Genomic DNA, 25024 nt, shown 5'->3' on the forward strand with positions numbered 1-25024 from the left:
GGTTGGTGTGGGTATGCCGCGGTGGCAGGTGGGGCATGCGCCGGTCCATGTCGCGAGGAGGGTTTGTAGCTCGCGGACGACTTGGTAGAGGCTCAGGCCGGCGCCATGTCTTTTGGGGCTCTGGCCAGTCGTTGCAGGGTGCAGAAGGCGTGGGCGACGGATACGAGGGTGACGTGGTGGTGCCATCCGTTCCAGGTGCGTCCCTCGAAGTGGGCAAGTCCCAGGGCCTGTTTCATCTCGCGGTAGTCGTGCTCGATGCGCCAGCGGAGCTTGGCCAGGCGGACCAGGGTGGTCAGCGGGGTGTCGGCGGGCAGGTCGGAGAGCCAGAACTGAACGGGTTCGCCCTGGTCGGCCGGCCACTCGGCCAGCAGCCAGCATGCGGGCAGTTCCGGGCCCTCGACCGTGTGGCGGACCTCGCGACCGGCAGGCCGGATCCGCAAGGCCACGAACCGCGAGTACATCCGCTTGAAGCCGCTGCGGCCGGTGCCGGGCCGGGAGCCCTCACGCCATTGCACTGGCTTCGCCGTCTTCCGGCCGGCCGCGATGACCAGCTGTTTCACCGACTGCGGCTTGTCCGGGTACTTCGCCACGGGTGGCCGTCCGTTCCCGGAGTAGGGCTCGGTCACCGGCACGGCTTCGCCGGGCTGGGCCGAGAGGGTGGTGGAGATCCCCACCATGTAGTTGAGGCCGCGGGCCTGCAGGCCGTGCCGGAATGCCGCCGCGTCTCCGTATCCGGCGTCCGCGACGGCCAGCGGCACCTCGATGCCCCACGAGCGGGTCTCATCCAGCATGTCCAGGGCCAGCTGCCATTTCTCCACATGCCCGGTGTCGTCGGGAATGCCGCAGGCGGTGCGGCGGGCGACCTTGGCCGGGTCCGCCTTCGGCGAGGCGGGGTCCCAGGCCTCGGGCTGGAACAGCCGCCAGTTGACCGCCACCGAGGCGTGGTCCGAGGCCAGGTGCAGGGAGACGCCCACCTGGCAGTTGGTGACCTTGCCCGCAGTGCCGGTGTACTGCCGCGAGACACACGCCGAGGCATTGCCGTCCTTGAGGAAGCCGGTGTCATCGAAGATCAGCACGGTGGGCCGGATCGCCTTCTCCATGCTCCAGGCCAGCCGGGCCCGCACATGCGCGGGGTCCCACGGGCTGGTGGTGATGAAGTGGGCCAGGGCCTGACGGTTCCCGTCCTCGCCCAGCCGGGCGGCCATCGGCTCGACCGACTTGCGCTGCCCGTCCGTGAGCAGGCCCCGCAGGTAAACCCGCCCCCACCGACGCTGATCCTTACGCGCGAACGGCTCGAAAACCTCCGCCGCGAAGTCCTCCAACTCGCCACGTACAGCTGCAATTTCCTCCGGCGTCACACGTCTTGAACGACTCACCGAGCCCTTAGGACACGCAACACCAGCCCCAACCTGACCAAGCCCTACTAGTGCTGTGGCCGGAAAGGTTTGCCGGTTCGCGGCGTTCGGTGCGGTGCATCGCAAGGCGGAGGACCGCGGCTCGTACTGGACGTACTTGCGCGGTCCGACAACGCGGCGAGGTGCCGTACCGGGCGTCGTGAGCCGGTGAACCTTTCCAGTCACAGCACTAGTCAGAAGATCAGCATGCCGATCTCGACCAGGATTCCGGCGACGGCGGCCGGCACGATGGCGATCACCAGGCCGGCGAGGGCCACGAAGACGTAGCCCTCGCCGTCCGCCACCCGGCCCTGGCGCGCGCAGGCGAACAGCCAGGCCGCCAGGACCAGGAACGGCACGAGCAGCAGGCCGATGACGCTGCCGAAGCGGAACACGGCGCCGCCCGACAGTTCGTACGCCCGCCCCCGCGCCGTCCTGACCTCCACCCGGGTACCGGGCCGGTAGTCGTCGGCGGCCGTGTCCAGGACGATGTCGCGGGGCGGCCCGGCCGACCGCCGGGGGGTGTACCGGCCGGTGCAGTCGGTACCCGTCGCATAGCCCTCGGCGTCGCTCGCCTCGTAGCACTCCTGGATGGAGACGACCCCGTCGACGGGCCCGAACCCGAGCACGGCGGCCATCTGTGGCCCGGGCAGCAGCCACGTCAACCACCCGGCGAGGGCAAGGGTCACCACGACCCCGACCCCGGCGGCCCCCCGCCCCACCACCCGCACACCCCGTCGCACCACGCCCCGCCCCCTCGGTCCGTCGAATGGCGCATACCCACGCACGCGCGAGCCGACGCGGGGGGGGGGCTCCACCGGGCAGGACCCGGCCGGTCGGGGGCAACGGGCCCCGCGGACAGCGGCTCGGCAACGCTCGCAGAAAGAGAAGGAGTTGCTGCGCTGCGCGTTGGTGAGCGAGTCCTGCGGAAGGGCCCGCTGCTGCTACCGTCATCCGTTCGCCGAGGAGGTCATGATGGCTTTTCCCCTGCCTTTCGCTACCCGAGTGGACCTGCGCCGTCAACCGGCCGACGACGTGCTGGCCCGTGTGGAGGAGGCGCTGCACACGCGGTTGGACCGGGAGACCCTGGTGCGCAAGCGCCGCTCCTTGGGAGGCCGTACGGAGCGGGGTACGTGGGTGCGTATCGAGCGGCGGGGATTCGAGCGGATCGGCCCGCAGGGCTGGAACGGAACCGAGGCCGCTGCCGTGCTGCAAGGGGTCGCGATGCCCGAGTGGTACCAGGGTGTGGCGTGGCGTGAGCCTGGGCAACCGGTGATGTGGCGTGCGGATGAGCTGGAGCTGCTTGCGTCGCCGTCTGTGGCCAAGGGCGCCTTGGTGCTCGACGACCCGGGCCTGCCCGATGCGTGGTGGTCGGCCCTGAACTCCTCTTTGGACGCCCTCGCTGGACAGCAGACGCCGCGAATCGCGACGCCGGACACGGTGACGATCACCCAGGAGCAGGTGACGCAGACACTCGGCGAGGTCTTTCCCGGCATCACTGATACGCGGATCGAGCGGTGGGTTCCCGCTCATGCCGATCTGACCTGGGCCAACGTGATGGGGCCGGAGTTCTCCATCATCGACTGGGAGGACTGGTTGCGACACGAGGTCGCACAATATGAGCGGATCACGGGAGAGGAGGGTGGGCGTATGCCTGCTCCGTGATCTCGGGCTAGTACTCGATGCCCGTCCCCGCCCTGACGTGCGCTGGGAGTAATCCCGGGGTTCGAAGCTCAGGGAACATGCGAACCGTGCCTCGATCCATCCGCGGCGCGGAGTAGGGGAAGGCCGGGTGGGTGAACACCAGTGAACCCTCGATGATGCCTCGTTACCCAGAAACCTCGGATGGATGGAAGTGATTCCGGGGTGCAGGGTCTATGCCGTGGAGGAGCGGCAGGCGGCGACCGGTGACCATTTGCCGGTTGCGAGAGTACCGCTGACCTCGGGGTACAGAGGGCACCCGAACCCGGTCGCATCTCATGTGTGCGGAACGTGGAAACCCCATCCGGGTCCGTCGCTGATGGCTAGCGGCGGTAGGCCGACCGCGAGGAGAGCTGAACTCCCGGGTGGGAACAGGATGTCCAAGAAGCGAATGCCGACTGCCGAAAGGAGACGGGAAACTGCGGCAATAGAGTCGGTCCTCCGCCGGCTGCCGTGGATAACCGGTCGGATACCGGGCCTGGCGCCCGGACGTGAAAGCGGGCTGACGTGGACAGGTGAGCCTTTGATGATTTTGTGTCATGGCACTGGAACTGAGGGACAAGTTAGGCACCTATGGTGAACGGACCCGAGGACGATGGGATCGACTGGGACGCGATGGATTGGCGTGCCTGCGAGCTCAAAGTACAGCGACTGCGGCAGAGGATCTTCAAGGCGACTCAGGAGCAGGACTGGGCGCGAGTCCGGAACCTGCAAAGGTTGATGCTGCGGAGTCGGTCGAACACGTTGTTGAGTGTGCGGCAGGCGACGCAGCGTAATGCTGGCCGCGTCACGGCCGGGGTGGACGGGGTGGTTGCTCTGACCTCCGAGGATCGGGCCAAGGTCGCGGTGCAGGTGCACCAAGGCCGTGGCACCTGGAAGCCCCTGCCTGTGAAGCGGGTGTATATCCCCAAGGCCAACGGAAAGCAGCGCCCACTGGGAATTCCAGTCATTGTCGACCGGTGCCATCAGGGCCGGGTACGCAATGCCCTGGAGCCCGAGTGGGAGGCCAGGTTCGAATCCCGTTCCTACGGGTTTCGTCCGGGCCGAGGCTGCCAGGACGCGATCGAGATGCTCTTCACCACGCTCCGCAAGGGCTCAACGCGGGTGTGGATTCTGGATGCAGACCTGTCTGCGGCGTTCGACAGGATCGACCATGACCGGTTGCTCTCCGCGCTTGGGATGTTCCCGGGCCGGAGGCAGATCGGGCAATGGTTGAGGGCCGGGGTGTTCGAGCCCGGTATGGGGTTCTCTCCGACGAAGGAGGGCACCCCGCAGGGGGGTGTGATCAGTCCTCTGCTGTTGAACGTCGCGCTGAACGGCTTGGAGGAGGCGGCTGGAGTCCGACTCGCAACTGCCCCGTCCCACAAGGCGACGGGAAAGACGCGCCCGGATTCTGCGGTGCTGGTCAGATACGCAGACGACTTCGTCGTGTGCTGCTTCACCGAGCAGCAGGTGCACGAGGTCAAGGCACAGCTTGCCGAGTGGCTGAAGCCGAGGGGCCTGGCCTTCAACGAGGAGAAGACGCGGGTTGTCCACCTCGAAGACGGCTTTGACTTTCTGGGCTTCAACATCCGCCGCTATCCGGTGGGCAAGCTGCTGATTAAGCCGAGCAAGGCCGCCGTCAAGCGGCATCGGGAACGGCTCTCGGAAGTGATGCGCGACTTGCGCGGATCCAACGAGAAGGCGGTCATCGTCAAACTCAACCCCATCATCCGGGGCTGGGCTGCCTACTACCGAGGGGTGGTGGCTGCCGAGGTCTTCAAGGACATCGACATCCACATGTGGAAGCTGACCTACAAGTGGGCCTGCTACCAGCACCCCAAGAAGTCGAAGCACTGGATCTCCGGACGGTACTTCGGCAAGTACAACAAGTTCAGGAACGACCACTGGGTCTTCGGTGACCGCGACAGCGGCACCTTCCTGGTCAAGTCGTCCTGGACGCAGATCGTCCGACACACCCTGGTCAAGGGCGCGGCGTCACCAGACGACCCCGCCCTGACTGAGTACTGGGTCAAGCGTCGTCGCAGGGTCAAGCCCGCACTCGACAGCTACAACCTCCGCCTGCTCGACCGGCAGGAGGGACGCTGCCCGCTGTGCGGGGAAAATGTCCTGACTCCCCACCAGCCACCGCAATCCCCGTTGGAATGGGAACGCTGGTGGAAAGTGATCGCCCGCAAGGCGATCTCTGTCGATTACCTTCGGCACACGGGGAGGATGACGCCGCAAGGCGATCAAACCCGCTTGGTACACGCTGAATGCGCACGGCGACACGCCGCTCGTATTCGGAACAGCACCACCTGAACGCCCTCGTGGCTTGCTTGAGCCGTGTGCATCGACGAGGTGCACGCACGGTTCTGAGGGGACCCCGGCGCAGCAATGCGCCGGGGTTACCCGGCGGCATGGCACCCCGGGGCCTGGACGCCGCCACCCTGTGGGGTAACGCGCTGGCCGTCCCGGCGCTCGCGGACCGCGTCCGCCATGAGCGACGTGCGGACTTGGACAGCCGGGACGGCAAGCTGATGTCGCTGTTCTTCCTGTCGAAGATCGTCGGGCCTCACGCGTACGAGGAGGATCCGCTGCTGGCGCCGGCCCGGAAGGACGCCGAGCGCTTGGTGGCCGACCTTCAGGTCTGACGGTGTCCTTGGTACCTGTCGTGGCTGGCATCGGCGTACCTGGACGCGGGAGAGGTCGAGCACTCGACCGCGATCACGGCGCGGGTGTTCGACCTCTCCGAGGGACTGGCGTCGATCGGACCGATGGCGCGGGCCCGTCTGATGGCCGAGCGGTTGGAGCCGCACCGGTCCCTCGCCCCGGTCGGCGCGCTGCTGGAGCGTGCCAGGGGCTAGCGGGTGGCTCGGGTGATCCAGTCAAGGTACTCGGCACGGCCGGCGTCGATCGTGAACGCGATGACCTCAGGCGAGTCGTAGGGGTGGTTGTCGACCAGGTGCTTCTCCAGTGCCTCGCGCCGGTCACCGGTTGTACGGAACGTCACCTGATACTCGGTGCCCTCGGAGACCTCGCCGAGGTGTCGGTACGTCGTTTCGATGGGCCCGGTCACCTGCCCGGAAGCGGCTAGGCTCGCCTCCACCGCCGAGCGCGACAGCTTCCGCGCAGCGTCCTGATTGTCCACGGTCGTGATCACGATCAAGAAGTCAGCCATGGGGGCAACGTACCCGCCCAGGCGTCGCGCCCACATGGGTCCAGTGGACCAGGCGTGGATCGCCGGAGGACCCGAGGGGCCGGGAGGGCGGGGAACGAGCAGGTCGGGCACACAGCGAACGCGCCTCCCGCAGCACTCTCTTGAAAGCCGTCGTGGCAGCGGATCGCGGCGGGTCAGTCTTCGGCGGGGCAGGAGCGGGTTCCGGACGGGAGGCGGCCGTGGAGGAGGAAGTCGTCGACGTACTCCTGGACGCAGCGCGAGCTGGAATAGCCGGTGTGGCCCTCGCCCTTGTGGTCCACGATCACCGCCGAGCCCAGCCGCTCGGCCGTCTCCTCCGTCCACTCGTACGGCGTCGCCGGGTCGCCGCGGGTGCCGACCAGGAGCATCGGCGGTGCTCCCGGGTGGTCGATCTTACGGATGAAGTCGGTGCCGGCGGGCCGCCCGTAGCACGTGAGTACGGACAACAGCTGTGGCACCCCGAACACCTTCGAGACCTCGAAGAACTCCTGCGCCCGTTCGTCGAGCTCCTTCTCCAACGCGGCCGGGCTGAACTTTTCGATCGACCGGTCCGGGTCGTCGGCGCAGTTCACGGTGGCGAGGGCGGCGGCGAGGTTGTCGGCGGGCACCGGGTCGGATCCGCCGGCCTCGGGTGGATCGGTCGGGTCGGTGGGATCCGTGGGGTCCGTGGGGTCCGTCGGCTCTGCCGCCAAGCCGAGTAGCGCCAGCAGCCCGGCCGGGTCGTGCTCGCGCTCCGCCTGCGCCAGCGCCTTGGCCAGCGCGGGCCACGTGCTCGTCGAGTACAGGGCCTGGCCTATCGCGAGGACGGTGACCAGGCCGCCCACCTCCGTGCCGTCGTCGCCGACCAGCGGCTCCGTGTCGGCCCGCTCCACCAGGGCGGCCACCTTCTCCTTGGCCGTACGGGTGTTCGTCCCGTAGACGCAGTCGCTCTGGTGGGCGCACCAGGTCAGGAAGTTGTCCAGGGCCCGCTGCTGACCGCGGGCCGACACCAGGGCCTGCTCCATCAGCGGTTCGGTGAGCGTGTCGACGCCGTCCAGGACCATGCGGCCGGTGTCCCGGGGAAACAGGGCCGCGTACACGGCCCCGAGCCGGCTCCCGTAGGAGAAGCCGAGGAAGTTGAGCTTCTCGTCCCCGAGGACTCGGCGCATCACGTCCATGTCGCGGGCGACGTCCACGGTTCCCATGTGGGCGAGGACCGGGCCGGAGTTGCGCTCGCAGCGCTTGACCTCGTCCCGCAGGGCGGCCATCGCCGTGGCGGTGTCGGCGTGCGGGTCTCCTACGGTTTCGCCGGCGCCGGCGCCGCAGGAAACGGGGTCGCTGTGGCCGACGCCGCGGGGGTCGAAGCCGATCAGGTCGTAGCGTTCGCCGAGGTCGGCGAACGCCTTGGGATCCATGGCGAGGCCGGCCAGGCCCGGGGCGCCGGGGCCGCCGAAGTTGATCAGGAGCGAGCCGATGCGTCGGTCCGGGTCGGTGGCGGGGAGCCGGCCGAGGGCCAGCTTGACCGTGCCCTTGCGCGGGGCCGCGTAGTCGAGCGGGACCTCCACGACGGCGCACCGCATCTCGGCGGGCACTGGCTTCTCCGGGCAGACGCCCCAGCGGACGCGCTGGGCGTGGAACCGGGCCAGGGGGTCGTCGCCCCCGGTGGGCGCAGGGCTCGACCCGGGCGCGGGGATAGGAGTGGGGGCCGGGGCCGCCCCCAGTGAGGCCAGGAGCATCGCACCGGCGGCCACGCCCGCGGCCATGGCCCTACGGACTCGGGAACGGTGCACTGCGCCCTCCTCGGGCGGCCCCCCGGACCCATCTGTTCACCATAGACCTGCTCCTCGGTGGCCGCCCGTCAGGCTTCGCGCGGCCCCCGGTACAGCTCCTGGACCTGCTCCGCGTAGTCCCGGGCGATCGCGCCCCGCCTGAGTTTCAGCGACGGGGTCAGGTGGCCGCGCGCCTCGGTGAAATCGCCCGGCAGGACGGCGAAGCGGCGGATCGACTCGGCCCGCGAGACCAGCCGGTTCGCCTCGTCCACCGCCCGCTGGAGGTCCGCCCGCAGTTCCTCGTCCCGCACCAGCTCGCGCATCGGCACGTTCTGCTTCTTGTGCATCTGGCGCCAGTGCTGCAGACCGTCGGGTTCCAGGGTGATCAGGGCGGTGATGTAGGGCCGGTTGTCGCCGACCACCATGCACTGGCCGACCAGCGGGTGGGCCCGCAGCCAGTCCTCCAGCGGCGCCGGCGCCACGTTCTTGCCGCCGGAGGTGATGATCAGGTCCTTCTTGCGACCGGTGATGGTGAGGTACCCGTCGGCGTCGAGCTCCCCGATGTCGCCGGTGGCGAGCCAGCCCCCGTACGGGGCCGCCTGCGCGGCGTTCCAGTAGCCGGCGAAGACGTGGCCGCCGCCCAGCAGCACCTCCCCGTCGTCCGCGATCCGTACGGCCGTGCCCGGCAGCGGCCAGCCGACCGTGCCGAGGCGGGGCCGCAGCGGCGGGGTCACGGTGCTCGCGCCGGTGGTCTCCGTCAGCCCGTAGCCCTCGAAGACCTCGATGCCGGCGCCGGTGTAGAAGGCGGCGAGCCGCCGGCCCAGGGGCGAGCCGCCGCTCAGGACGTAGCGGACGCGGCCGCCGAGCGCCGCCCGGATGCGCCGGTAGACGAGCGGGTCGTAGAGGGACCGGGCGAGGCGCAGCACGAGCCTGGGGCCCCTGGCCTCGGTGGTCTCGGCGAAGCGCTGCGCGATGCGGGCGGCCCGGTCGAAGGAGGAGGCCCGGCCCATCTTCTCGGCGGTGGCCCGGGCGGTGTTGTAGACCTTCTCCAGTACGTAGGGGATGGCCAGGAGGAAGGTGGGCCGGAAGCCGGCGAGGTCGGCGAGGAGGTCCTCGGTACGGATGCTGGGCGCGTGCCCGAGCTTGACGCGGGCCCGCATGCAGCCGACGGCCACCATCCGCCCGAAGACGTGGCTGAGCGGCAGGAACAGCAGGGTGGAGGCGGGGTCCTTGCTGACGGACTTGAAGACGGGGTGCAGCAGCTCCACCGCATTGTCCACCTGGGCGAAGAAGTTGCCGTGGGTGATCACGCATCCCTTGGGCCGCCCGGTGGTGCCGGAGGTGTAGATGAGGGTGGCGACGGAGTCCGGGGTGCGGGCGGCCCGGCGGTGGTGGACCAGCGCGTCGGGGATGCGTTCCCCGGCCTTGATCAGGCGGGCCACCGCGCCGGTGTCGAATTCCCACAGGTGGGTCAGCCAGGGCAGGTTGCCGCGCTCGGCGCTGATCAGGCGGGCCTGCGCGGTGTCCTCGACGGCGCAGGCCGCGGCACCGGAGTCGTGGATGATCCAGCGTGCCTGGAGGGCGGAGGAGGTCGGGTAGATCGGTACGGTGACCAGGCCGGCGGCCCAGCCGGCGAAGTCGAGCAGGGTCCACTCGTAGGTCGTACGGGCCATGATGGCGAGCCGGTCGCCCTCCCGGAGCCCTTCGGCGATCAGTCCCTTGGCCACGGCGAGCACCTCGGCCGCGAACTGTTCGGCCGGGACGTCGTGCCAGACTCCGTCCTGGTCCTTGCGGGCGAGCACCGCCTCCCCGGGGGCCTCCCAGGCGTTCTGGAAGGGGATGTCCCCGAGGGATCCCCGGTCCGGAGGGCCCACCAGCGCGGGCACCCGTACCTCGCGGACCACCCCGTCGATCATGGTCTTGACGGGTTCGACCGGTTCTACGGCCCGGACCGGCCTCAGCTCGGCTCCCACGGCGCACTCCTTGGCTCGGCACGAGGTTACCGCCGGTAATTTACGTAGCAGTAACCCGCTCCGACCAGCCCCTGGAGCCGTTCTTCACGGACGCTCCACGCCACCGCCACCGTCACTGACACCGTCACCGCCACCGGCCCATACCCCGGATGCGGCAGCAGTCCGCACGTAGTCGTTGAAGTCACGGGGTTCCCGGCCGAGCACCCGCTGCACGCCGTCGGCGAGGGTGGCGAAGCGACCCTCCGCGATCCAGCCGTAGAGCAGGTTCAGCAGGCCGACGAACTCCTCCGGCACGTGCTGTCCCACGGCGTGGGCGGCGAACTCGTCCGGCGGGAGCGGACGGTAGGTAATGACCCGGCCGGTGGCCCGGGCGATCTCGTCGGCCACGGAGTCCAGGCTCAGTAGCCGCGGCCCGGACAGCTCGTAGGCCTGCCCGCCGTGCCCCTCTTCGGTGAGAGCGGCCACGGCGACCTCCGCGATGTCCTCAGCGTCGATGAACGGCTCGACGCCGTCCCCGGCCGACATCACGAGCTCGCCGCCCTGGACCTGCGCCCGGATGAACGGGTCCTCGCTGAAGTTCTGGAAGAACCAGGACGGCTTGAGGATGGTCCACTGCGCGCCGGACTCGCGAACCGCGCGCTCACAGGGGAGCTTCTCCTCGCCTTCCGGCACCACCCAGTCGCGGGCGGACAGCAGCACCAGCCGCTCGATACCGGAGGCCACGGCCAGCTTGCCGAAGGCGCGCATCGACTCGGCGGCGTCGGGGAGCTGCGAGTCGACCAGGTAGGCCGCGCCGACCCCTTCCAGCGTCCGCTCCCAGGTGTTCTCGTCGGTCCAGTCGAAGGCGACCGGCCCCTTGCGGGAGGCACCCCGGACCCGGTGGCCGCGCTGCCGCAGCTGCGCGGCCACCCGGCTCCCCGTCTTGCCGGTGCTGCCCAGGACCAGGATCGGCTTGGTCGTCGTGCCGGCCGTCGTGCCGGCCGTCGTGTTGGTCGTCGTCGTGTTCTTCGGCGTCGTCATGCGACCAGTCAATCCGGCGGCGCCCGGACGCGACATGGTCGTCCCGCTCAGTTGCATGTCCGAGCGTCTAGGCTCGGTCTTCATGGATGCGCTGGCGAGCCTGCTGTACGAAGTGCGCTCCGACGGCGCCCTGTTCAGCCGCAACCTCCTGGCCCCGCCGTGGTCGATCCGCATCGCCGACCCGACGCCGATCACCCTGGCCACCATGCTGCACGGCACGGGCTGGATCGTTCCGGGCGGCGGCGAGGAGCCCGTCGCGCTCGGCGAGGGCGACGTGGCCATCGTGACGGGATCGCGCCCGTTCACCCTCACGGACACCGCCGACGGGGACCTGCGGACGCCGGCGCTGTGGGTGGTGCACGGGCCCGACCGCTGCACGACCGCCGACGGCGCGGAGATCAGCGAAGGGGTCCTGCTGGGCCTGCGCACCTGCGGGAACAGCACGGACGGCCCGAACGGCCGTGGACGGTGGCGGCCCTGGCCGAGGAGGCCGGGGTCTCGCGGGCTACGTTCGCGCGCCGCTTCGGCGAGCTGGTCGGCAGGCCGCCGATGGCCTACCTGGCCCACTGGCGCCTGGTGTTGGCGGCTGACCTGCTGGTACGCACCGAGGACACGGTGGAGTCGATCGCCCACCAGGTCGGCTACCGCAGTGCGTTCGGCCTGAGCGTGGCCTTCCACCGCGTCCACGGGACCCGCCCCGGCCATCACCGGGCGGCGGCCGCCGCCCGACGGGCCGGCCAGGAGGGCGGGACCACGGGGAAGGGCAGTCCGCGGACTGTCGGCGGCGGAAGGTAGCGTAGGGGCGACGTAAAGACCACGGGCAGGCATGCGTCGGTGCGTTGCGACTGCCGGGCCGTTGTTGCGTTCCACCCTCTGAGCAAGGAGCTCCACGCGCATGTCCATACCACCGCAGCCCCCGTCGTCCCCCGGTCCGTACGGACAGCCCGGACAGCCCGGATCTTACGGATATCCGGGACAGCCCGGACAGCCGGGACAGCCCGGACAGCCGCCGAACGCCGGCGGGCCGCAGGGCTGGTACCCGCAGCAGCAGCAGAAGACCAACGCGCTGGCCATCGTCGCGTTCGTCATGGCGCTCGTCTGCGGGATCCCGCTGGTCCCGCTGATCCTCGGCATCGTCGCCCTCTCCCAGATCAAGTCCCGCGGTGAGAAGGGCAAGGGCTTCGCCATCGCGGCGATCGTCGTTCACAGCCTGAGCCTCGTGTTCATCATCATCGTGGTGGCCCTCGGCCTCACCGGATCGCTGGGCGACGACGACGCCCCGCTGAAGCGCGACACCACCGGCCAGTTCACCGGCCCCGCCGCCACCGGACCGGCGACCACCGGACCGGCCACCAAGGGACCGGCCTCCGCCGGCGTGACCGAGATCCGCAAGGGCGACTGCTTCAACACGAAGGACGATCTGGCCCAGTACGGCGACGAGGACGGCACCCAGGCCGCCCGCTCGGTGAGCATCGTGCCCTGCACCCAGCCGCACAAGGGCGAGGCGTACGCCGTCTTCAACCTGGACGCCGGAACGTACCCCGGCACGGAGAAGGTCACCGCGACCGCCGAGGAGAAGTGCAGCGGCACCGCGCTCACCTCGTACGTGGGCAACGGCCCCAAGGTCTCGGACAAGCTGGAGATCTACTACTACTACCCGCAGGCGGCCAGCTGGCTCCTCGGCGACCGCGAGGTCACCTGCTTCGTGGGCGACCCCAGCGGTCCGACCACCGGCTCGATCCGCACCGCCGGCTGAGGAAGCCGGCGGGAGCGGACCCGCTCACGCCGCCGCGTCCTCCTCCGGCGGGCAGTCCCGGCAGCGGCCGGGGTGGGGGGCGCGGAAGGCGCGGTCGCAGCCGCTGCAGTTCTGCAACGGGTCGGGCCGTCTGTCGTCCCGACCCACCCGGTCCGCCGGCGCCGCCGGGGCCGGGGGTAGGTGCGGTGGGAGCAGCTCGGCGAGGCGGTACGCGAGTACGGACGCGGGGCGCAGCATCCTTTCGGGGAGGTCCGCGGACAGCACCCTCGCGACCACCGCGGGGGTGACCCCGCGCTCCAGCCAGGTCGACACGTCCGGCGCGAGCCGGCGTACGTCGCGCTCGGAGAGCAGGAGCCGCGAGTCGTAGCGCCGCAGCCCGACGAGCAGTTCGACCGCATCGGGGTGCACGGGCCGGCCGGGCGGCGGGGCCACGGCTTCCGGCCCGGGTCCGCACCCGGGCGTCGGCTCGACTTCCGGCCCGGGCGCGGATTCCCCGGCCGGCAGCGGAGGCGGGGGCAGCGGAGCCAGGGGTGGCTGAGGTGCCGGGGGCGGGGTCGGCTCGACCCAGGTACTCCCCGGCTTGTTGTACGAATACGTCCGGGTCACCACCCGCCCGGTCGCCAGCCGCTCGCGCCGCCGCTCCAGGTATCCGTGGCGCTCCAGCTCCCGCAGGGCGGACCCGATCCGGATCTCCCCTTCCGGGAACCGTGCGGTCAGCGTCTTGATGCCGATCGGCGCCCCCTCCGGCAGCGACTGGATGTACGCCGCGACCCCGATCGCCGTTGCCGACAGCTCCCGGTGCTGGAGGAGGTGGTTGCCGACCACGGTGTAGTGACTCGCGTGCCGCGCGTTGACGTGGATGACACCGGATCGGGGGATCGCGGAGGGAACAGCGGACGAGGAGCGCGCGTGCGCGCTAGGGTTCTGGTGAGCCATGGGGAAGTGGGTAGCTTCCTTCGTTGGTCAGGCCCTCGGCCGGGATTGCGAGTCCCGCCGGGGGCCGTCTCATGTCTGCGGTGGTCGAGGCGAGCATATGCCCGCCAACCCGTATGAAATCCAGCCCAGTTGGCACGATTCACCCGACCGAGCGACACGCTCCCCGGCTGCCGGGGTGGGGTTGGGTCGGTTGGTTCTTTCCCCAGGTCCTTTGGATCCTTATGCGTCTAAGCACTCCGGATCGCGGTTTCCCGGGACCCGGTCCAGGGGCCGTCGTCCCCACATCGCCCGTGGGCCGCGTCGCGGACTCCCACGACCCGGCCCGAGCAGCCGGAAGGTGCGAGCGGAACGGGAGTTGGGCGGGGAAGGCGGCGGCCACGGTGCGGCCAGCCACCAGCGAGGCGGAACCGGACGATCGCCCACCGCGTCTCCGGTCCATATCGGCACCGCGAGGTTCCGTATGCGGAAATCCCCGTATTAGCATGCACATGACCAGCTGATTCTGGCCATGTCCAGTTATCAACTATTCAGGGGATACATGTCGTTCGACGCGGAATGGGCCGAACACAAGGCCGCCGTCCTCGCACAGCAGTCACCCGTCATGCGCCTCAACCACGCGCCGGCGAACGGCGGCGTTCCGGGGAGCCCCGCCGGGAGCCTGGTGGCCGGGGCCGCCTCCATCAACGGCAACGCCAACCTGCTGATCGAGATCGCCGCCCTCCTCCACGAGGGCCGGCCCGACGGCGACGCCGGCACGATGGCCCGCGCCCCGCGCGCGCACGCCGACGTCTCGGCGCAGGTCCTGCGCTTCGCCCAGTTCGCCGACGACCAGTTCAAGGACACGATCGGCCTGTTCGCCGCCCTGGCCACCCGTCTGAAGACGACCGGCACCGACTTCGCCCGGGTGGACGACGGCACCGCCCGGTCCTTCCTCGCGGGCCTCCTCGAATCGGGTCAGTACGTGAAACCGGAGGCCAAGTGAGCGGGCTCAGCCACCGCAAGGACGTCCAGTTCCTGGAGGAGTGCAACCCGGCGCTGGTGGAACGCAACGCCGCCGAGTTCAAGCGCTTGCGCGATCTGCTCGTTCAGGTCGAGGAGCCCGCCCGGCGCGCCGAGACCGGTACGGAGTGGCACAGCGACGGCAGCCACGCCTTCACCGCGCGCCTGTCCGAGGCGCGGCAGCTCGTGCAGCACATCGCCGAGGGCTACGACAAGGCCGCGAGCGCCCTGCACGCGTACGCGGCGGCCCTGACCACCGCCAAGTCCCACTACGCGAACGGCAAGGGCTCCGAACGCAAGCTCGCCGCCCTGATCGCCACGAAGGGCACCGCGATCACCCGCACGGCCCAGGAGGCGGAGCCGATGTGCCAGTGGGAGGACATGCGGGCGACGACCGGGTTCCTCGACGGTCTCGCCGAGCTCACGATGGACGTGGACGACATCCGTGACGAGGCGAACCGCCTCCACGACGACGCGGGCGGCAACTTCCAGCTGGCGAAGACCACCGAGCAGGAGGCGCGCGCCTCCTGCGTCCACGCGCTGAAGCAGGCGTACGAACTGCTGCCCGAGTTCCGGCTGAAGGGCGGTGCGAGCGGGGTCGACCTCTACGCGGCCATGGCAGACATGCGCCGCGAGGCGGCGCAGGCCCGCACCAACCCCCTGACCCGTCTACCGGGCAGCGGCCCGAAGAAGGACATGACCGGCCCCGTGGGGCCGGACACCCCGATCTCCCCGCAGCTGCGCGACATCCGGGTGCGGGTCGCCGGGCTGCCGGGGGACGCCGCCGACAACTATTGGATCCCGCTGGTCTCGGACGGCCAGCACGCCGACTGGATCTCCCAGAACAAGGAGGTCCTGCGGGCGGCGGCCAAGAACGCCGGGCTGCCGGAAGAGCTGGTCGCGGGCGTGGCCTGGCAGGAGATCGGCGGCTACCAGCCCGGGCTGCTGGACGACGTGACCGGCACGATCCGCGAACAGGCCGCGGCCCCGTGGGGGCTGAGCCCGGTCGCCCCCGAGAACCTTCCGTGGCGGCTCGGCGGGAAGCTGGACGAGACCTCGTACGGGCCGATCGCCATCCAGCTCCGGCGCGGCGCCGAAGTGCTCGGCTACGACCCGGCGAACCTCACCGACCACCAGCGGACCCTGGTGGAAGAGGCGCTCCAGGACCCCAAGCAGAATGCCTTCATAGCGGCCGGTTTCCTGGCCCAGATCAAGGCGGAGAGCGGTCTCGCCGACGTGCCGGCCGATCAGATGACGGAGGCCCAGATGCGGGAGATCGCCGCCCGCTACAACGGAGGTCCCTACTGGGACCTCCCCAAGGCCCAGGGCTACGGTGACCGGTTCGTCGGGAACCTCGCCCAAGCGAAGGACGCAATGCGATGACGTACCCCCGTGAGGGCATCGACCTGCCCGAGGACCAGGGCTGCCTGCGGTGGGTACTGGGCGTTCCGCTCGGGATCATCCACCTGCTCAACGGTGCTGCCGTGTTCGGGGCCCTGTTCGCCGGGCCCCGGGGCGACTGGGACGACCAGGGCTACGAGAACGTCGGCGCGCTGTGCCTCGTCTCCGTGTCCCTGAGCGTGCTCGGCCTGCTCATCACCGCCGTACCGAGCGTGCGCCGGGCCATGGGTCCGTGGTGGTTCGCGCCGCCCCTCCTCCTCGGGCTGACCGCGTTCCTGCGCGGCTCGACGCTCGGGTGAGGTCCGGATGAGGCTCCCGCGCGAGACCATCGACCTGCCCGAGGACCGCGGCTGCTTGCAGTGGGTCCTCGGCATACCGCTCGCCCTCTCCTACGTCCCCGCGGTGTTCACCTGCTACGCCGCGCTGACGCTGCGGCCGGAGCCCGGTGACGGCCTGCTGCGCGAGGACGTCCGCTTCCTGTCCGGCTGCTGCCTGGTGCTGTGCCTCGTAGGACTCCTGATCACCATCACCCCGCTGTACCGGCGGACCATGGGCCGGTGGTGGTTCGCCCTGCCGTTCCTGCTGGCGACGGTCGCCTACGTGCGCGCGCAGACGGTCTGACCGGAGGACGGTCGCAGCTCCGCGCCCGTCGGCGCACGGCATGTCATCCGATGCTGATCACGGCGTAGCCCTCCCCGTTCGCCGGCGGCCGCCGCCACGAGCGGGTGGTGAACGTGTGCAGCCGTCCGACCGTCAGGGCGTGGCGCGGCAGTCGGACACCGAACTCGCCGGCCAAGGCCTCCATCAGCGACCGTCCCGCCCGGGCGCGGTCCTCCCGGGAGCCGAAGAACCGGTCCGGGTCCAGTGCCCCCGGTATCTCCCCGGTCCGGTGGACCTCGCCGTCCGTGTACGTGAACGCGTACTGCTCGGCTCCGTCCTGTGCCACGGACAGGTGGAAGAACGGGTCCCCGCGCCAGTCCCGCAGACCGTTCCACACGACCACCGCGCGCGTGTCCGCGCCGGTGGCCGCGGCAGCAGCCGGGGAGACGAACCGCTGCGGGTCGAAGTACGGAGGGTTGCCGTCGAAGGCGAAGCTCCACCGGGTACCGGCCCGGCCGACCGCGACGTGGGCCTCGTCGTCGTAGGACGAGAACTCCCGCTGTCCGTTGATCTGCCGCAGGCGCGCTTCGTCGTTGGTCACGGGAGCGCCGAGGACTGCCCCGTCGCCGTCCGCGAGGCGTCCGGGAAGTTCCTCCGGCTCCACGCCTTCGACCAGGACGAACCGGTAGGACGTGAGGCTGCCGTGGGGGTCCAGGTCCGCGAGCCACGCCAGGCCGTCCGGGTCGAGGCCGGCGCTCGGGCTCGGCGCCGCACCCGACTGCCCGCCCCTGGGGGTCGACAGCAGCTCGCGGCCCCGCTCCGGGGTCAGCAGGGCGCCGAGCAGGGGGTCGGCCACCCACCCCAGCGGCGCCAGGAGGTCGGGGCCCGGCGGCTGCCACACCGGCAGGGCGTCCAGCAGCGTCCGCCACGCCCCGTCGGTGTCGCCCCACCGCGCCAGCTCCCGGGCCCGCTCGACCGCTTCCCCGAACGGTCCGGCCGCCGTGTACCGGTACGTGCCGCCGCGCACCTGCTCCAGCGTCGCGTGCGCCTGCGCCAGGACGTCGTCGCCGGCTCCCCGCAGGTGGTACTCCAGCGTGGCGTCGTCCCTGTACGACTGGGCCGCGTGGTCGGCGACCAGTACCGGCAGCAGCTCGGGCGCGTACCGCGGGTCGATCACCACGTCCTCGAAGTACACCATGTAGTTCTGTCCCAGCAGGCGGCGCATCTGGTCACCCAGTCCACGGGCCCGCGGTCGGCCGTACTCCTTCGCCTCGGCCAGCTGACGCCCGGCGCGCTCCCACTCGCCGCGCAGCGCCTCCAGTCGGGCCTGCTCCATCAGGGCGTCCAGCTCGCGCGTCGTGTCGTTGGCGAACTCCGGCTCCCCGTTGACCGGACGGGCGTGCAGGCTGTGGAACTCCCGGTACATGTCCCGCATGAACTCGGCGAAGTTCGCGTGCCGCTCGGGTGCCTCGCCCCGCCAGCTCGCCCACGTGTAGACGGCCCACTCGCCGTCCTCGTCCACGTCCTCGGGGTCCAGGAGGACGTGGGTGATGTCGGACTCGACGTCGAGCTGGAGCCCGCGCCGCCAGATGTCCGCGTTCCGCCGCTCGTCGGGTCCGGCATCGTCGTCCAGGTACTCCTCGAACAAGTCCGCGAGCCCTGACTCGTTGTCGTGCCGACGCACGTCCGCGGTCCCCGCCAGCAGCCAGACGAACCCGCCGGCGTGCCGCCACCCGTCGCTGACTTCGAGGAACTCCCGGTACGACGGGGGCATCCGTCGGCCGAGGCGCTCCTCCAGGGCCGCGATCCGCTCTTCGGACGCGGGCGGGAACCCCAGCCACCGATCCTGCCGGGCGGCTTCGTCCTCCTTGCTGAGTCCGGCGTCGTCGGGCAGGGAATCCGCCCACTCCCCGCTCCAACGGAGCAGGAACGGGCGCCAGTCGAACGGTGTCGCATCCGTCTTGGTCATGCTCCCGATGCTGCCATCCGCCGCTGACAGTGCCCCCGAGCTGGCCGTCGCGGGAACGCGGGAACGCGGGAACGCGGGAACGCCGCAGCCCCCGCCCGGTCGGGGCGGGGGCTGCGGCAGGCGGTGTGCGGTGTGCGTGCGCGGTGTGCGTGTGCGGTGCGGGTCAGGCAGCGACCGCGACCGGCTCGGCGGCCGGGGCGGGCTCGTCCAGCGGGGAGGCCGAGGCGGAGGCGTAGGCCTCCTTGTCCAGGATCCCCTCGCGGGCCGCGACGATGACCGGGACCAGGGCCTGGCCGGCCACGTTGGTGGCGGTGCGCATCATGTCCAGGATCGGGTCGATGGCCAGCAGCAGGCCGACGCCGGCGAGCGGCAAGCCCAGGGTGGACAGGGTCAGCGTCAGCATGACGGTGGCGCCCGTCAGACCGGCCGTGGCGGCGGAGCCGATGACCGAGACGAAGACGATGAGCAGGTACTCCTTGATGCCCAGCTGCACGTCGAAGATCTGCGCGATGAAGATGGCGGCGAGGGCCGGGTAGATCGCGGCGCAGCCGTCCATCTTGGTGGTGGCGCCGAACGGGACGGCGAACGAGGCATATTCCTTCGGGACGCCGAGGCGCTCGGTGACCTTCTGGGTGACCGGCATGGTGCCGACCGAGGAGCGGGAGACGAAGGCCAGCTGGATGGCGGGCCAGGCGCCCTTGAAGAACTGGAGCGGACTGACCTTGGCGACCGTGGCGAGGAGCAGCGGGTAGACGCCGAACATCACGAGGGCGCAGCCGATGTAGATGTCGGCGGTGAAGGTCGCGTACTTGCCGATCAGGTCCCAGCCGTACGTGGCGATCGCGGTGCCGATGAGGCCGACGGTGCCGATCGGGGCGAGGCGGATGACCCACCACAGGGCCTTCTGGAGCAGTTCCAGGGCGGACTCGGCGAGGTCGAGGACCGGCTTCGCCTTGCCGCCCAGCTGGAGGGCGGCGATACCGGCGACGACGGCCAGGAAGACGATCTGAAGGACCTTCAGCTCGGTGAACGGCGTGACGATGTCCGTCGGCACGATCCCGGTGAGGAAGTCGATCCAGGAGCCGGTCTTCTTCGGGTCTTTGCCGTCGGCCGCGGTGAGGCCGGTGCCGGAACCGGGGTCGGTCAGCAGGCCGATGGCGATGCCGATGCCGACCGCAATCAGCGAGGTGATCATGAACCAGAGGAGGGTGCGGGAGGCGAGGCGCGCCGCGTTGTTCACCTTCCGCAGGTTGGTGATCGACACCAGGATCGCGAAGAAGACGAGCGGGGCGATGGCCAGCTTCAGCAGCTGGACGAAGAGGTCGCCGGTCTTCTCCAGCGTGGTGGCGAGCCAGCTGACGTCGTAGCTGCGGGCTATCCAGCCGAAGAGGACACCGAGGGCGAGACCGGCGACGATCTGGGCCCAGAAGGGGAATTTGAACGAGGCCTTGGCAGGGGCCTGGGGGGTCGCGGACACGGACACTCTCCGGAGGTGGCGCACGAAGACAGGGGGGGAAGTACTGCGGTGAAGCGGTGCGGCAGCAGCCAGAAGGGCCGGCCGGGACGGCTGCTGTATCGATTCAGCTCAACAGCAACGGGCCGCGGGCGCGCGGCGGCAGAGGTCGACGTGCAGGCGCATCGCGAGCGGAACGCTCGTGATCATGGGGTGCGCAACTGTGGTCAACATGTTGAACACGCTAACACTCCCCCTTTGGGAATCTCAAAGGGGTGCTTTGAGACAACGGCGCACGAGGCCCTCTTGCGCCGACCCGAAAAACACCACCGCCCCAGCGGTTACGGGCGGTATACCCGGTGCTGGGGCGGTTCGATGTGTGATGAAGCCAACTGCGGCGTTATGAGGTGACGCGCGCCGCGTCGTCAGCCTGGTCCTCCTGGCTGCGGTTCGCGGCGAGCCGCTCCTTCGCACCCGCGACGCGCCCGGAGATCTGCGTGGACATCTCGTCGCGCTGCTTGCGCAGGAGGACGAAGGAGAGCGGGGCGGAGATCACGATGGCGAGCAGCACGACCCAGGCGACGTTGGCCTCCCCGAGCCCTGCGGGCACCCAGCCGAGCCGGACGAGGCCCGCGACGGCCACGAGGCATCCGACGAAGATGCCCAGGCGCATCGCGGTGTAGCGGATCGTTGCGCTCGGCTTGAGGGACACGGTGACCCCTTCTCTCTCGTCGTGGTCTGCGGCGGCTGGTGCCCGTCCAGTGAAGCACGCCGGAACCCGCCCCCCGCCCTCCGGGGTCCGGCGGCGGGCCCGACGGCGGGCCCGGCCGCACGTCAGTGCAGCGGCAGCAGCATCGTGATGTCGTCGCGGTCGTCGCCCGGGGCCACCCGGACAGCGCCGGGGACGCGGCCGACCTCCTTGTAGCCGCAGGAGGCGTAGAAGTGCTCCAGGCCGAGACCGCCGCGGCAGCCGAGGCGGATCGCGTCGATGCCCTCGATGGAGCGGGCCGCGGCTTCGGTCCGGGCCATCAGCTCGCGCCCGCACCCCTTGCCCTGGTGCCGCGGATGGACCATCACCGTGTAGGCCCACAGCCAGTGGAGCTGGAGCCGGTGCGCGTTGAGGGCGAGGAACGCGGTCGCGGCGACCGCCCCGTCCCCGTCGTGCCCGACCAGCAGGCGGCAGCTCCCGTCGGCGACGCCGGCGAGGTGCCGGTCGAGCGAGGGGCGGATGTCGTCGGGGGTGACCGGGGGCACGAAGCCGACGGCGCCCCCCGCGTTGGAGACGTCGGCCCACAGCGTCAGGATCCCCTCGCGCAGGGAGGGGTCGACCACCGGATCCAGGGTGAAGGTAAGGGCCATCGAGGAAGTTTATCTATTACTCGATCGGCTCGTCCAGAAAAAGCCGAACCCCGGCCCACGGGCCGGGGTTCCACTCACCTGGTACGGGTCGGACGAGGCGTCAGACGCGCATAGCCTGCGGGGTCTCGCGCAGGTTCGCGTCCGGGCCGGGGTACTCGCGGATGATCTCGTAGCGCGTGTTGCGCTCGACCGGGCGGAAGCCCGCTTCCCGGATCAGGTCCAGAAGATCGTCACGGCCCAGCTTGTTGGGGGTGCCGTAGTTGTCCGCGTCGTGCGTGATCTTGTACTCGACGACCGAGCCGTCCATGTCGTCCGCGCCGTGCTGCAGCGCGAGCTGGGCGGTCTGCACGCCGTGCATCACCCAGAAGACCTTGACGTGCGGCACGTTGTCGAAGAGCAGTCGCGAGACGGCGAAGGTCTTCAGCGCCTCGGCGCCGGTCGCCATCGTCGTGCGCGCCTGGAGCTTGTTTCGCACCTTGCCGTCCTGCATGTCCACGAAGTCGTGCTGGTACCGCAGCGGGATGAAGACCTGGAAGCCGCCGGTCTCGTCCTGGAGCTCGCGCAGCCGCAGCACGTGGTCCACGCGGTGGCGCGGCTCCTCGATGTGCCCGTACAGCATGGTCGAGGGGGTCTTGAGACCCTTCTCGTGCGCGAGCCGGTGGATGCGCGACCAGTCCTCCCAGTGGGTGCGGTGGTCGACGATGTGCTGCCGGACCTCCCAGTCGAAGATCTCCGCGCCACCACCGGTGAGCGACTCCAGGCCGGCCTCGATCAGCTCGTCGAGGATGTCGGAGGCCGACATCCCCGAGATCGTCTCGAAGTGGTGGATCTCGGTCGCTGTGAACGCCTTCAGCGAGACGTTCGGCAGCGCCTTCTTCAGCTCGGAGAGCGAGCGCGGGTAGTAGCGCCACGGCAGGTTCGGGTGCAGACCGTTGACGATGTGCAGCTCGGTGAGGTTGTCGTTCTCCATGGCCTTGGCCAGGCGCACGGCCTCCTCGATGCGCATCGTGTACGCGTCCTTCTCGCCCGGCTTGCGCTGGAACGAGCAGTACGCGCACGAGGCGGTGCACACGTTCGTCATGTTGAGGTGCCGGTTGACGTTGAAGTGGACGACGTCACCGTTCTTGCGCGTGCGCACCTCGTGGGCGAGGCCACCGAGCCAGGCCAGGTCGTCCGACTCGTAGAGGGCGATGCCGTCCTCACGGGTCAGCCGCTCGCCGGAGCGGACCTTCTCCTCCAGCTCACGCTTGAGCCCAGCGTCCATGTGCCGGTCGCCTCCTCTAGATGCCTCTGCCTGTCCTGCGAACCCTGGTCAACCGTACTCTCAGGCTTCCTCGGGAAGTTCCCCGACCCGGTTCTCCCACTTGGTGGAGAGCACGATGGTGGTCCGGGTGCGCGAGACGCCCTTGGTACCGGAGAGCCTGCGAATGATCTTCTCCAGGCCGTCCACGTCGTTGGCGCGCACCTTCAGCATGAAGGAGTCGTCGCCCGCGATGAACCAGCAGTCCTCGATCTCCGCGAGGTCGCGCAGCCGCCGGGCCACGTCCTCGTGGTCCGCGGCATCGGACATGGAGAGTCCGATCAGCGCCGTGACACCGAGGCCGAGCGAACGCGAGTCCACCGTCGCGCGGTAGCCGGTGATGACGCCGGCCGTCTCCAGCCGGTTGATGCGGTCGGTGACGCTGGGGCCGGAGAGGCCCACGAGACGGCCCAGCTCCGCGTACGAGGCACGACCGTTTTCCCGGAGTGCCTGGATGAGCTGCCTGTCCACCGTGTCCATTTACGTGGAGCCTTCCATTATTCGGCGATCCTGCAAGTCTAGGTATAGAATCTAAGGCACACAGGGTCAACACCCTGTGAAATCTTATCGCTGATCAATGACGATCTTTGGAGTGGTTCACCGTGTTCACGATCGAGATGGCCTACGCACACATGCGGGAGCTCCAGGAGCTGGCCAACCGATCCCGTGCCCACCAGCCCGCCGCCGCCCTCCGCGTCGACAAGGCCCGCAAGCCGCTCGGCCGCAAGAAGAAGGCCTAGTCACCGGCGCTTGCCTCCCGGGGAGTACGGGAGCCTCCCAGCTCCCCCTCCCAGCGGCGGTACAGCTGGTGCGGCACCCCTGCCGCGTCCAGCACCCGCCCCGCGACGAAGTCCACCAGATCCTGGATGTGCGTCGCACCCGCATAGAACGCCGGAGAGGCGGGCAGCACGATCGCGCCCGCCTCGTCCAGCGCCACCAGATGCCGCAGCGTCTGCCCGTTCAGCGGGGTCTCCCGCACCGCGACCACCAGCCGGCGCCGCTCCTTGAGCGTCACGCTCGCCACGCGCTGGAGCAGGTCCTTCGACAGTCCGAGCGCCACCCCCGCCACACAGGCCGTGGACGCGGGGACGACGAGCATTCCCTTGACCGGATACGAGCCCGAACTCGGGCCCGCCGCCAGGTCCCCCGCACCCCAGTACCGGACGTCGTCCAGTTCCGGCCGCGCGAAGGTCCCCGGCTTCCCGTCGGCTCCGCGCCCCAGCCACTCCCCCAGGTCCTCGCGCCAGTGGGCGTCACGGAAGGCGATCCCCGTCTCGTCCAGCAGGGTGAGGCGCGAGGCGCGGCTCACCACCAGGTCGACACTCTCCCCCGCGGCCAGCAGCCCGCGGAGCACCGCCGCCGCGTACGGCGTCCCGGACGCCCCGGAAACCCCGACCACCCACGGGGTGCGCTTGCGCTCAGTCATACCTCCGAGACTATCCGGCCACCACCGATGGGCACTCAGTAAGGTGTCGGGACGTTCCCCTGACGGGACGCGGCGAGGGGGCAAAGATGAGCACGACGGTGGAACAGAGCTGGACGCAGGCCGACCGGGCCGGGGCGGCGGCCAAGCTGATGCTGGGCTGGGTGGCCCTGCTGTGGGCCCTGGAGGCCGTCGACCACGCCACCGGCCACGCCCTCGACCAGTACGGGATCGTCGCCCGCGACCCCGACCGGCTGGTCGGCATCGTCGCCCACCCCTTCCTGCACTTCGGCTTCGACCACGTCGCGTCCAACAGCCTGCCGCTGCTCGTCCTCGGCTTCATCGCCGCCCTCAGCGGCATCCGCCGCTTCCTGGCCGTGAGCGCCCTGAACATAGCCGCCGTCGGGATCGGTTGCTGGCTGATCGCCCCGCCGCACACCGTCGGGGCCGGCGCCTCGGGCCTGGTCTTCGGCCTCTTCGGCTACGTGGTCGTCCGCGGCTTCGTCGAGCGCAAGCCGCTGAACGCGGCGGTGGGCCTGGTCGTCGGCGGTCTTTGGGGCAGCACGGCCCTCCTGGGCATCCTCCCCACGGACCCCGGCATCGCCTGGTACGCCCACCTCATCGGCCTCGTCGCGGGCGTCGTCACCGCCCTGTACTACCGCCGCCCGGCCCGCCGGCAGCCGGCCCTCACGGGCTGACGACGGCGCCCTCAACCAGCTCCGTCCGGTGCCCCGGGAACATGTCCTCGAAGCGGCTGAGCCGGGAGGGCGGGCCGTCGGCGTCCGGGTCGTGCATGCCGGCCTCCCTGTTCACG

General features: G+C 70.2%; 25 protein-coding genes and 3 pseudogenes. 13 read left to right on the forward strand and 15 right to left on the reverse strand.

The annotated features are described in order from the left end of the window. Positions 1-92: 92 nt before the first annotated feature. Entirely contained in the window at positions 93-1358 is a 1266-nt protein-coding gene (locus OG207_RS19090) for an IS701 family transposase (RefSeq protein ID WP_329095407.1), read from the reverse strand. 230 nt (positions 1359-1588) lie between these two features. Next, positions 1589-2140, reverse strand: coding sequence for a hypothetical protein (locus OG207_RS19095; protein ID WP_329099691.1), 552 nt, complete (start codon positions 2138-2140; stop codon positions 1589-1591). Positions 2141-2369: 229 nt separating this feature from the next. Between OG207_RS19095 and OG207_RS19100 the strand changes: the two are divergent. The 4 genes and pseudogenes from OG207_RS19100 to OG207_RS19115 all read left to right on the forward strand — a co-directional run. After that, positions 2370-2990, forward strand: a pseudogene (locus OG207_RS19100) (hypothetical protein); the annotation flags it as partial. A gap of 678 nt (positions 2991-3668) precedes the next feature. After that, positions 3669-5396: a group II intron reverse transcriptase/maturase gene (gene ltrA, locus OG207_RS19105; RefSeq protein WP_329096741.1), complete on the forward strand. Its 1728-nt coding sequence runs from the start codon at positions 3669-3671 to the stop codon at positions 5394-5396. Between the two features lie 95 nt (positions 5397-5491). Next, a pseudogene (locus OG207_RS19110) lies at positions 5492-5728 on the forward strand (hypothetical protein); the annotation flags it as partial. 84 nt (positions 5729-5812) lie between these two features. Beyond that, entirely contained in the window at positions 5813-5941 is a 129-nt protein-coding gene (locus OG207_RS19115; protein WP_329099692.1) for a hypothetical protein, read from the forward strand. On the opposite strand, the gene cutA is transcribed toward OG207_RS19115, so the two are convergent. The 4 genes from cutA to OG207_RS19135 all read right to left on the reverse strand — a co-directional run bounded on the left by cutA (position 5938) and on the right by OG207_RS19135 (position 11014). Further along, complete coding sequence (gene cutA, locus OG207_RS19120; RefSeq protein ID WP_329099693.1) at positions 5938-6255, reverse strand: divalent-cation tolerance protein CutA; 318 nt, start codon at positions 6253-6255, stop codon at positions 5938-5940. The genes OG207_RS19115 and cutA overlap by 4 nt on opposite strands. A gap of 173 nt (positions 6256-6428) precedes the next feature. Next, a complete protein-coding gene (locus OG207_RS19125) occupies positions 6429-8042 on the reverse strand; it encodes an alpha/beta hydrolase (protein ID WP_329099694.1) in 1614 nt (537 codons plus the stop codon). Positions 8043-8110: 68 nt separating this feature from the next. Further along, positions 8111-9937 carry an AMP-dependent synthetase/ligase gene (locus tag OG207_RS19130; protein ID WP_329107730.1) on the reverse strand — a complete coding sequence of 609 codons (1827 nt, stop codon included), beginning with the start codon at positions 9935-9937 and terminating at the stop codon, positions 8111-8113. A gap of 141 nt (positions 9938-10078) precedes the next feature. Beyond that, entirely contained in the window at positions 10079-11014 is a 936-nt protein-coding gene (locus OG207_RS19135) for an NmrA family NAD(P)-binding protein (RefSeq protein WP_329099695.1), read from the reverse strand. Positions 11015-11096: 82 nt separating this feature from the next. Between OG207_RS19135 and OG207_RS19140 the strand changes: the two are divergent. The 3 genes and pseudogenes from OG207_RS19140 to OG207_RS19150 all read left to right on the forward strand — a co-directional run. Then, positions 11097-11345: pseudogene (locus tag OG207_RS19140) on the forward strand (cupin domain-containing protein); the annotation flags it as partial. A 137-nt stretch (positions 11346-11482) separates the two neighbouring features. Continuing rightward, the gene (locus tag OG207_RS19145) at positions 11483-11809 is read left to right on the forward strand and encodes a helix-turn-helix transcriptional regulator (RefSeq protein ID WP_329099696.1); all 327 of its coding nucleotides are present in this window, start codon (positions 11483-11485) and stop codon (positions 11807-11809) included. Positions 11810-11909: 100 nt separating this feature from the next. Continuing rightward, positions 11910-12770: a DUF4190 domain-containing protein gene (locus tag OG207_RS19150; protein ID WP_329099697.1), complete on the forward strand. Its 861-nt coding sequence runs from the start codon at positions 11910-11912 to the stop codon at positions 12768-12770. Positions 12771-12794: 24 nt separating this feature from the next. Here the strand turns inward: OG207_RS19150 and OG207_RS19155 are convergent, their stop codons facing one another. Further along, complete coding sequence (locus OG207_RS19155) at positions 12795-13706, reverse strand: helix-turn-helix domain-containing protein (RefSeq protein WP_329099698.1); 912 nt, start codon at positions 13704-13706, stop codon at positions 12795-12797. Between the two features lie 538 nt (positions 13707-14244). On the opposite strand from OG207_RS19155, the gene OG207_RS19160 reads away from it, so the two are divergent. Genes OG207_RS19160 through OG207_RS19175 form a run of 4 tightly spaced genes read left to right on the forward strand, consistent with a single transcriptional unit; the run spans position 14245 to position 16727 of the window. Further along, positions 14245-14688: a hypothetical protein gene (locus OG207_RS19160; protein ID WP_329099699.1), complete on the forward strand. Its 444-nt coding sequence runs from the start codon at positions 14245-14247 to the stop codon at positions 14686-14688. After that, the gene (locus OG207_RS19165) at positions 14685-16088 is read left to right on the forward strand and encodes a hypothetical protein (RefSeq protein WP_329099700.1); all 1404 of its coding nucleotides are present in this window, start codon (positions 14685-14687) and stop codon (positions 16086-16088) included. The genes OG207_RS19160 and OG207_RS19165 overlap by 4 nt, the downstream gene beginning before the upstream one ends. Continuing rightward, positions 16085-16405, forward strand: a complete 321-nt coding sequence (locus OG207_RS19170) for a hypothetical protein (protein ID WP_329099701.1) — start codon at positions 16085-16087, stop codon at positions 16403-16405. The genes OG207_RS19165 and OG207_RS19170 overlap by 4 nt, the downstream gene beginning before the upstream one ends. A 7-nt stretch (positions 16406-16412) precedes the next feature. Further along, positions 16413-16727 carry a hypothetical protein gene (locus tag OG207_RS19175; protein ID WP_329099702.1) on the forward strand — a complete coding sequence of 105 codons (315 nt, stop codon included), beginning with the start codon at positions 16413-16415 and terminating at the stop codon, positions 16725-16727. Positions 16728-16770: 43 nt separating this feature from the next. On the opposite strand, the gene OG207_RS19180 is transcribed toward OG207_RS19175, so the two are convergent. The 6 genes from OG207_RS19180 to OG207_RS19205 form a co-directional block, all read right to left on the reverse strand. Then, positions 16771-18675 carry an SMI1/KNR4 family protein gene (locus tag OG207_RS19180; protein WP_329099703.1) on the reverse strand — a complete coding sequence of 635 codons (1905 nt, stop codon included), beginning with the start codon at positions 18673-18675 and terminating at the stop codon, positions 16771-16773. Positions 18676-18838: 163 nt separating this feature from the next. Further along, the gene (locus tag OG207_RS19185) at positions 18839-20158 is read right to left on the reverse strand and encodes a dicarboxylate/amino acid:cation symporter (RefSeq protein ID WP_328789282.1); all 1320 of its coding nucleotides are present in this window, start codon (positions 20156-20158) and stop codon (positions 18839-18841) included. A gap of 370 nt (positions 20159-20528) precedes the next feature. After that, entirely contained in the window at positions 20529-20801 is a 273-nt protein-coding gene (locus tag OG207_RS19190; protein ID WP_402695702.1) for a DUF4229 domain-containing protein, read from the reverse strand. A 161-nt stretch (positions 20802-20962) separates the two neighbouring features. After that, positions 20963-21487 (reverse strand): GNAT family N-acetyltransferase, encoded by a 525-nt coding sequence (locus OG207_RS19195; protein ID WP_329099705.1) that lies wholly within the window; start codon positions 21485-21487, stop codon positions 20963-20965. A gap of 100 nt (positions 21488-21587) precedes the next feature. Then, the gene (gene mqnE / locus OG207_RS19200) at positions 21588-22751 is read right to left on the reverse strand and encodes an aminofutalosine synthase MqnE (RefSeq protein ID WP_327383866.1); all 1164 of its coding nucleotides are present in this window, start codon (positions 22749-22751) and stop codon (positions 21588-21590) included. Positions 22752-22811: 60 nt separating this feature from the next. Then, on the reverse strand, positions 22812-23267 hold the full coding sequence (locus OG207_RS19205; protein WP_030388096.1) for an Lrp/AsnC family transcriptional regulator: 456 nt from the start codon (positions 23265-23267) through the stop codon (positions 22812-22814). Positions 23268-23389: 122 nt separating this feature from the next. Here OG207_RS19205 and OG207_RS19210 point away from each other — a divergent pair, with 122 nt between their 5' ends. Further along, positions 23390-23527 (forward strand): hypothetical protein, encoded by a 138-nt coding sequence (locus tag OG207_RS19210; RefSeq protein WP_329099706.1) that lies wholly within the window; start codon positions 23390-23392, stop codon positions 23525-23527. On the opposite strand, the gene OG207_RS19215 is transcribed toward OG207_RS19210, so the two are convergent. After that, positions 23524-24213 carry a UbiX family flavin prenyltransferase gene (locus tag OG207_RS19215; protein ID WP_329099707.1) on the reverse strand — a complete coding sequence of 230 codons (690 nt, stop codon included), beginning with the start codon at positions 24211-24213 and terminating at the stop codon, positions 23524-23526. The genes OG207_RS19210 and OG207_RS19215 overlap by 4 nt on opposite strands. An 86-nt stretch (positions 24214-24299) precedes the next feature. On the opposite strand from OG207_RS19215, the gene OG207_RS19220 reads away from it, so the two are divergent. Continuing rightward, the gene (locus tag OG207_RS19220; RefSeq protein ID WP_329099708.1) at positions 24300-24908 is read left to right on the forward strand and encodes a rhomboid family intramembrane serine protease; all 609 of its coding nucleotides are present in this window, start codon (positions 24300-24302) and stop codon (positions 24906-24908) included. Here the strand turns inward: OG207_RS19220 and OG207_RS19225 are convergent. After that, positions 24898-25023, reverse strand: a complete 126-nt coding sequence (locus OG207_RS19225; protein WP_329099709.1) for a hypothetical protein — start codon at positions 25021-25023, stop codon at positions 24898-24900. The two genes, OG207_RS19220 and OG207_RS19225, sit on opposite strands and share 11 nt — an antisense overlap. Position 25024: the final 1 nt, after the last annotated feature.

The organism is Streptomyces sp. NBC_01439 (assembly GCF_036227605.1).
Taxonomy (GTDB): Bacteria; Actinomycetota; Actinomycetes; order Streptomycetales; family Streptomycetaceae; genus Streptomyces.

Excerpts from the sequence above, each read along its gene's own strand:
- OG207_RS19215 (WP_329099707.1), bottom strand. The coding sequence starts at position 24,213 with ATGACTGAGCGCAAGCGCACCCCGTGGGTGGTCGGGGTTTCCGGGGCG.
- OG207_RS19220 (WP_329099708.1), top strand. The coding sequence starts at position 24,300 with ATGAGCACGACGGTGGAACAGAGCTGGACGCAGGCCGACCGGGCCGGG.
- OG207_RS19180 (WP_329099703.1), bottom strand. The coding sequence starts at position 18,675 with ATGACCAAGACGGATGCGACACCGTTCGACTGGCGCCCGTTCCTGCTC.
- OG207_RS19190 (WP_402695702.1), bottom strand. The coding sequence starts at position 20,801 with ATGCGCCTGGGCATCTTCGTCGGATGCCTCGTGGCCGTCGCGGGCCTC.
- OG207_RS19160 (WP_329099699.1), top strand. The coding sequence starts at position 14,245 with ATGTCGTTCGACGCGGAATGGGCCGAACACAAGGCCGCCGTCCTCGCA.
- OG207_RS19130 (WP_329107730.1), bottom strand. The coding sequence starts at position 9,937 with ATGATCGACGGGGTGGTCCGCGAGGTACGGGTGCCCGCGCTGGTGGGC.
- OG207_RS19170 (WP_329099701.1), top strand. The coding sequence starts at position 16,085 with ATGACGTACCCCCGTGAGGGCATCGACCTGCCCGAGGACCAGGGCTGC.
- OG207_RS19175 (WP_329099702.1), top strand. The coding sequence starts at position 16,413 with ATGAGGCTCCCGCGCGAGACCATCGACCTGCCCGAGGACCGCGGCTGC.
- OG207_RS19135 (WP_329099695.1), bottom strand. The coding sequence starts at position 11,014 with ATGACGACGCCGAAGAACACGACGACGACCAACACGACGGCCGGCACG.
- OG207_RS19155 (WP_329099698.1), bottom strand. The coding sequence starts at position 13,706 with ATGGCTCACCAGAACCCTAGCGCGCACGCGCGCTCCTCGTCCGCTGTT.
- mqnE (WP_327383866.1), bottom strand. The coding sequence starts at position 22,751 with ATGGACGCTGGGCTCAAGCGTGAGCTGGAGGAGAAGGTCCGCTCCGGC.
- cutA (WP_329099693.1), bottom strand. The coding sequence starts at position 6,255 with ATGGCTGACTTCTTGATCGTGATCACGACCGTGGACAATCAGGACGCT.
- ltrA (WP_329096741.1), top strand. The coding sequence starts at position 3,669 with ATGGTGAACGGACCCGAGGACGATGGGATCGACTGGGACGCGATGGAT.
- OG207_RS19205 (WP_030388096.1), bottom strand. The coding sequence starts at position 23,267 with ATGGACACGGTGGACAGGCAGCTCATCCAGGCACTCCGGGAAAACGGT.
- OG207_RS19195 (WP_329099705.1), bottom strand. The coding sequence starts at position 21,487 with ATGGCCCTTACCTTCACCCTGGATCCGGTGGTCGACCCCTCCCTGCGC.
- OG207_RS19150 (WP_329099697.1), top strand. The coding sequence starts at position 11,910 with ATGTCCATACCACCGCAGCCCCCGTCGTCCCCCGGTCCGTACGGACAG.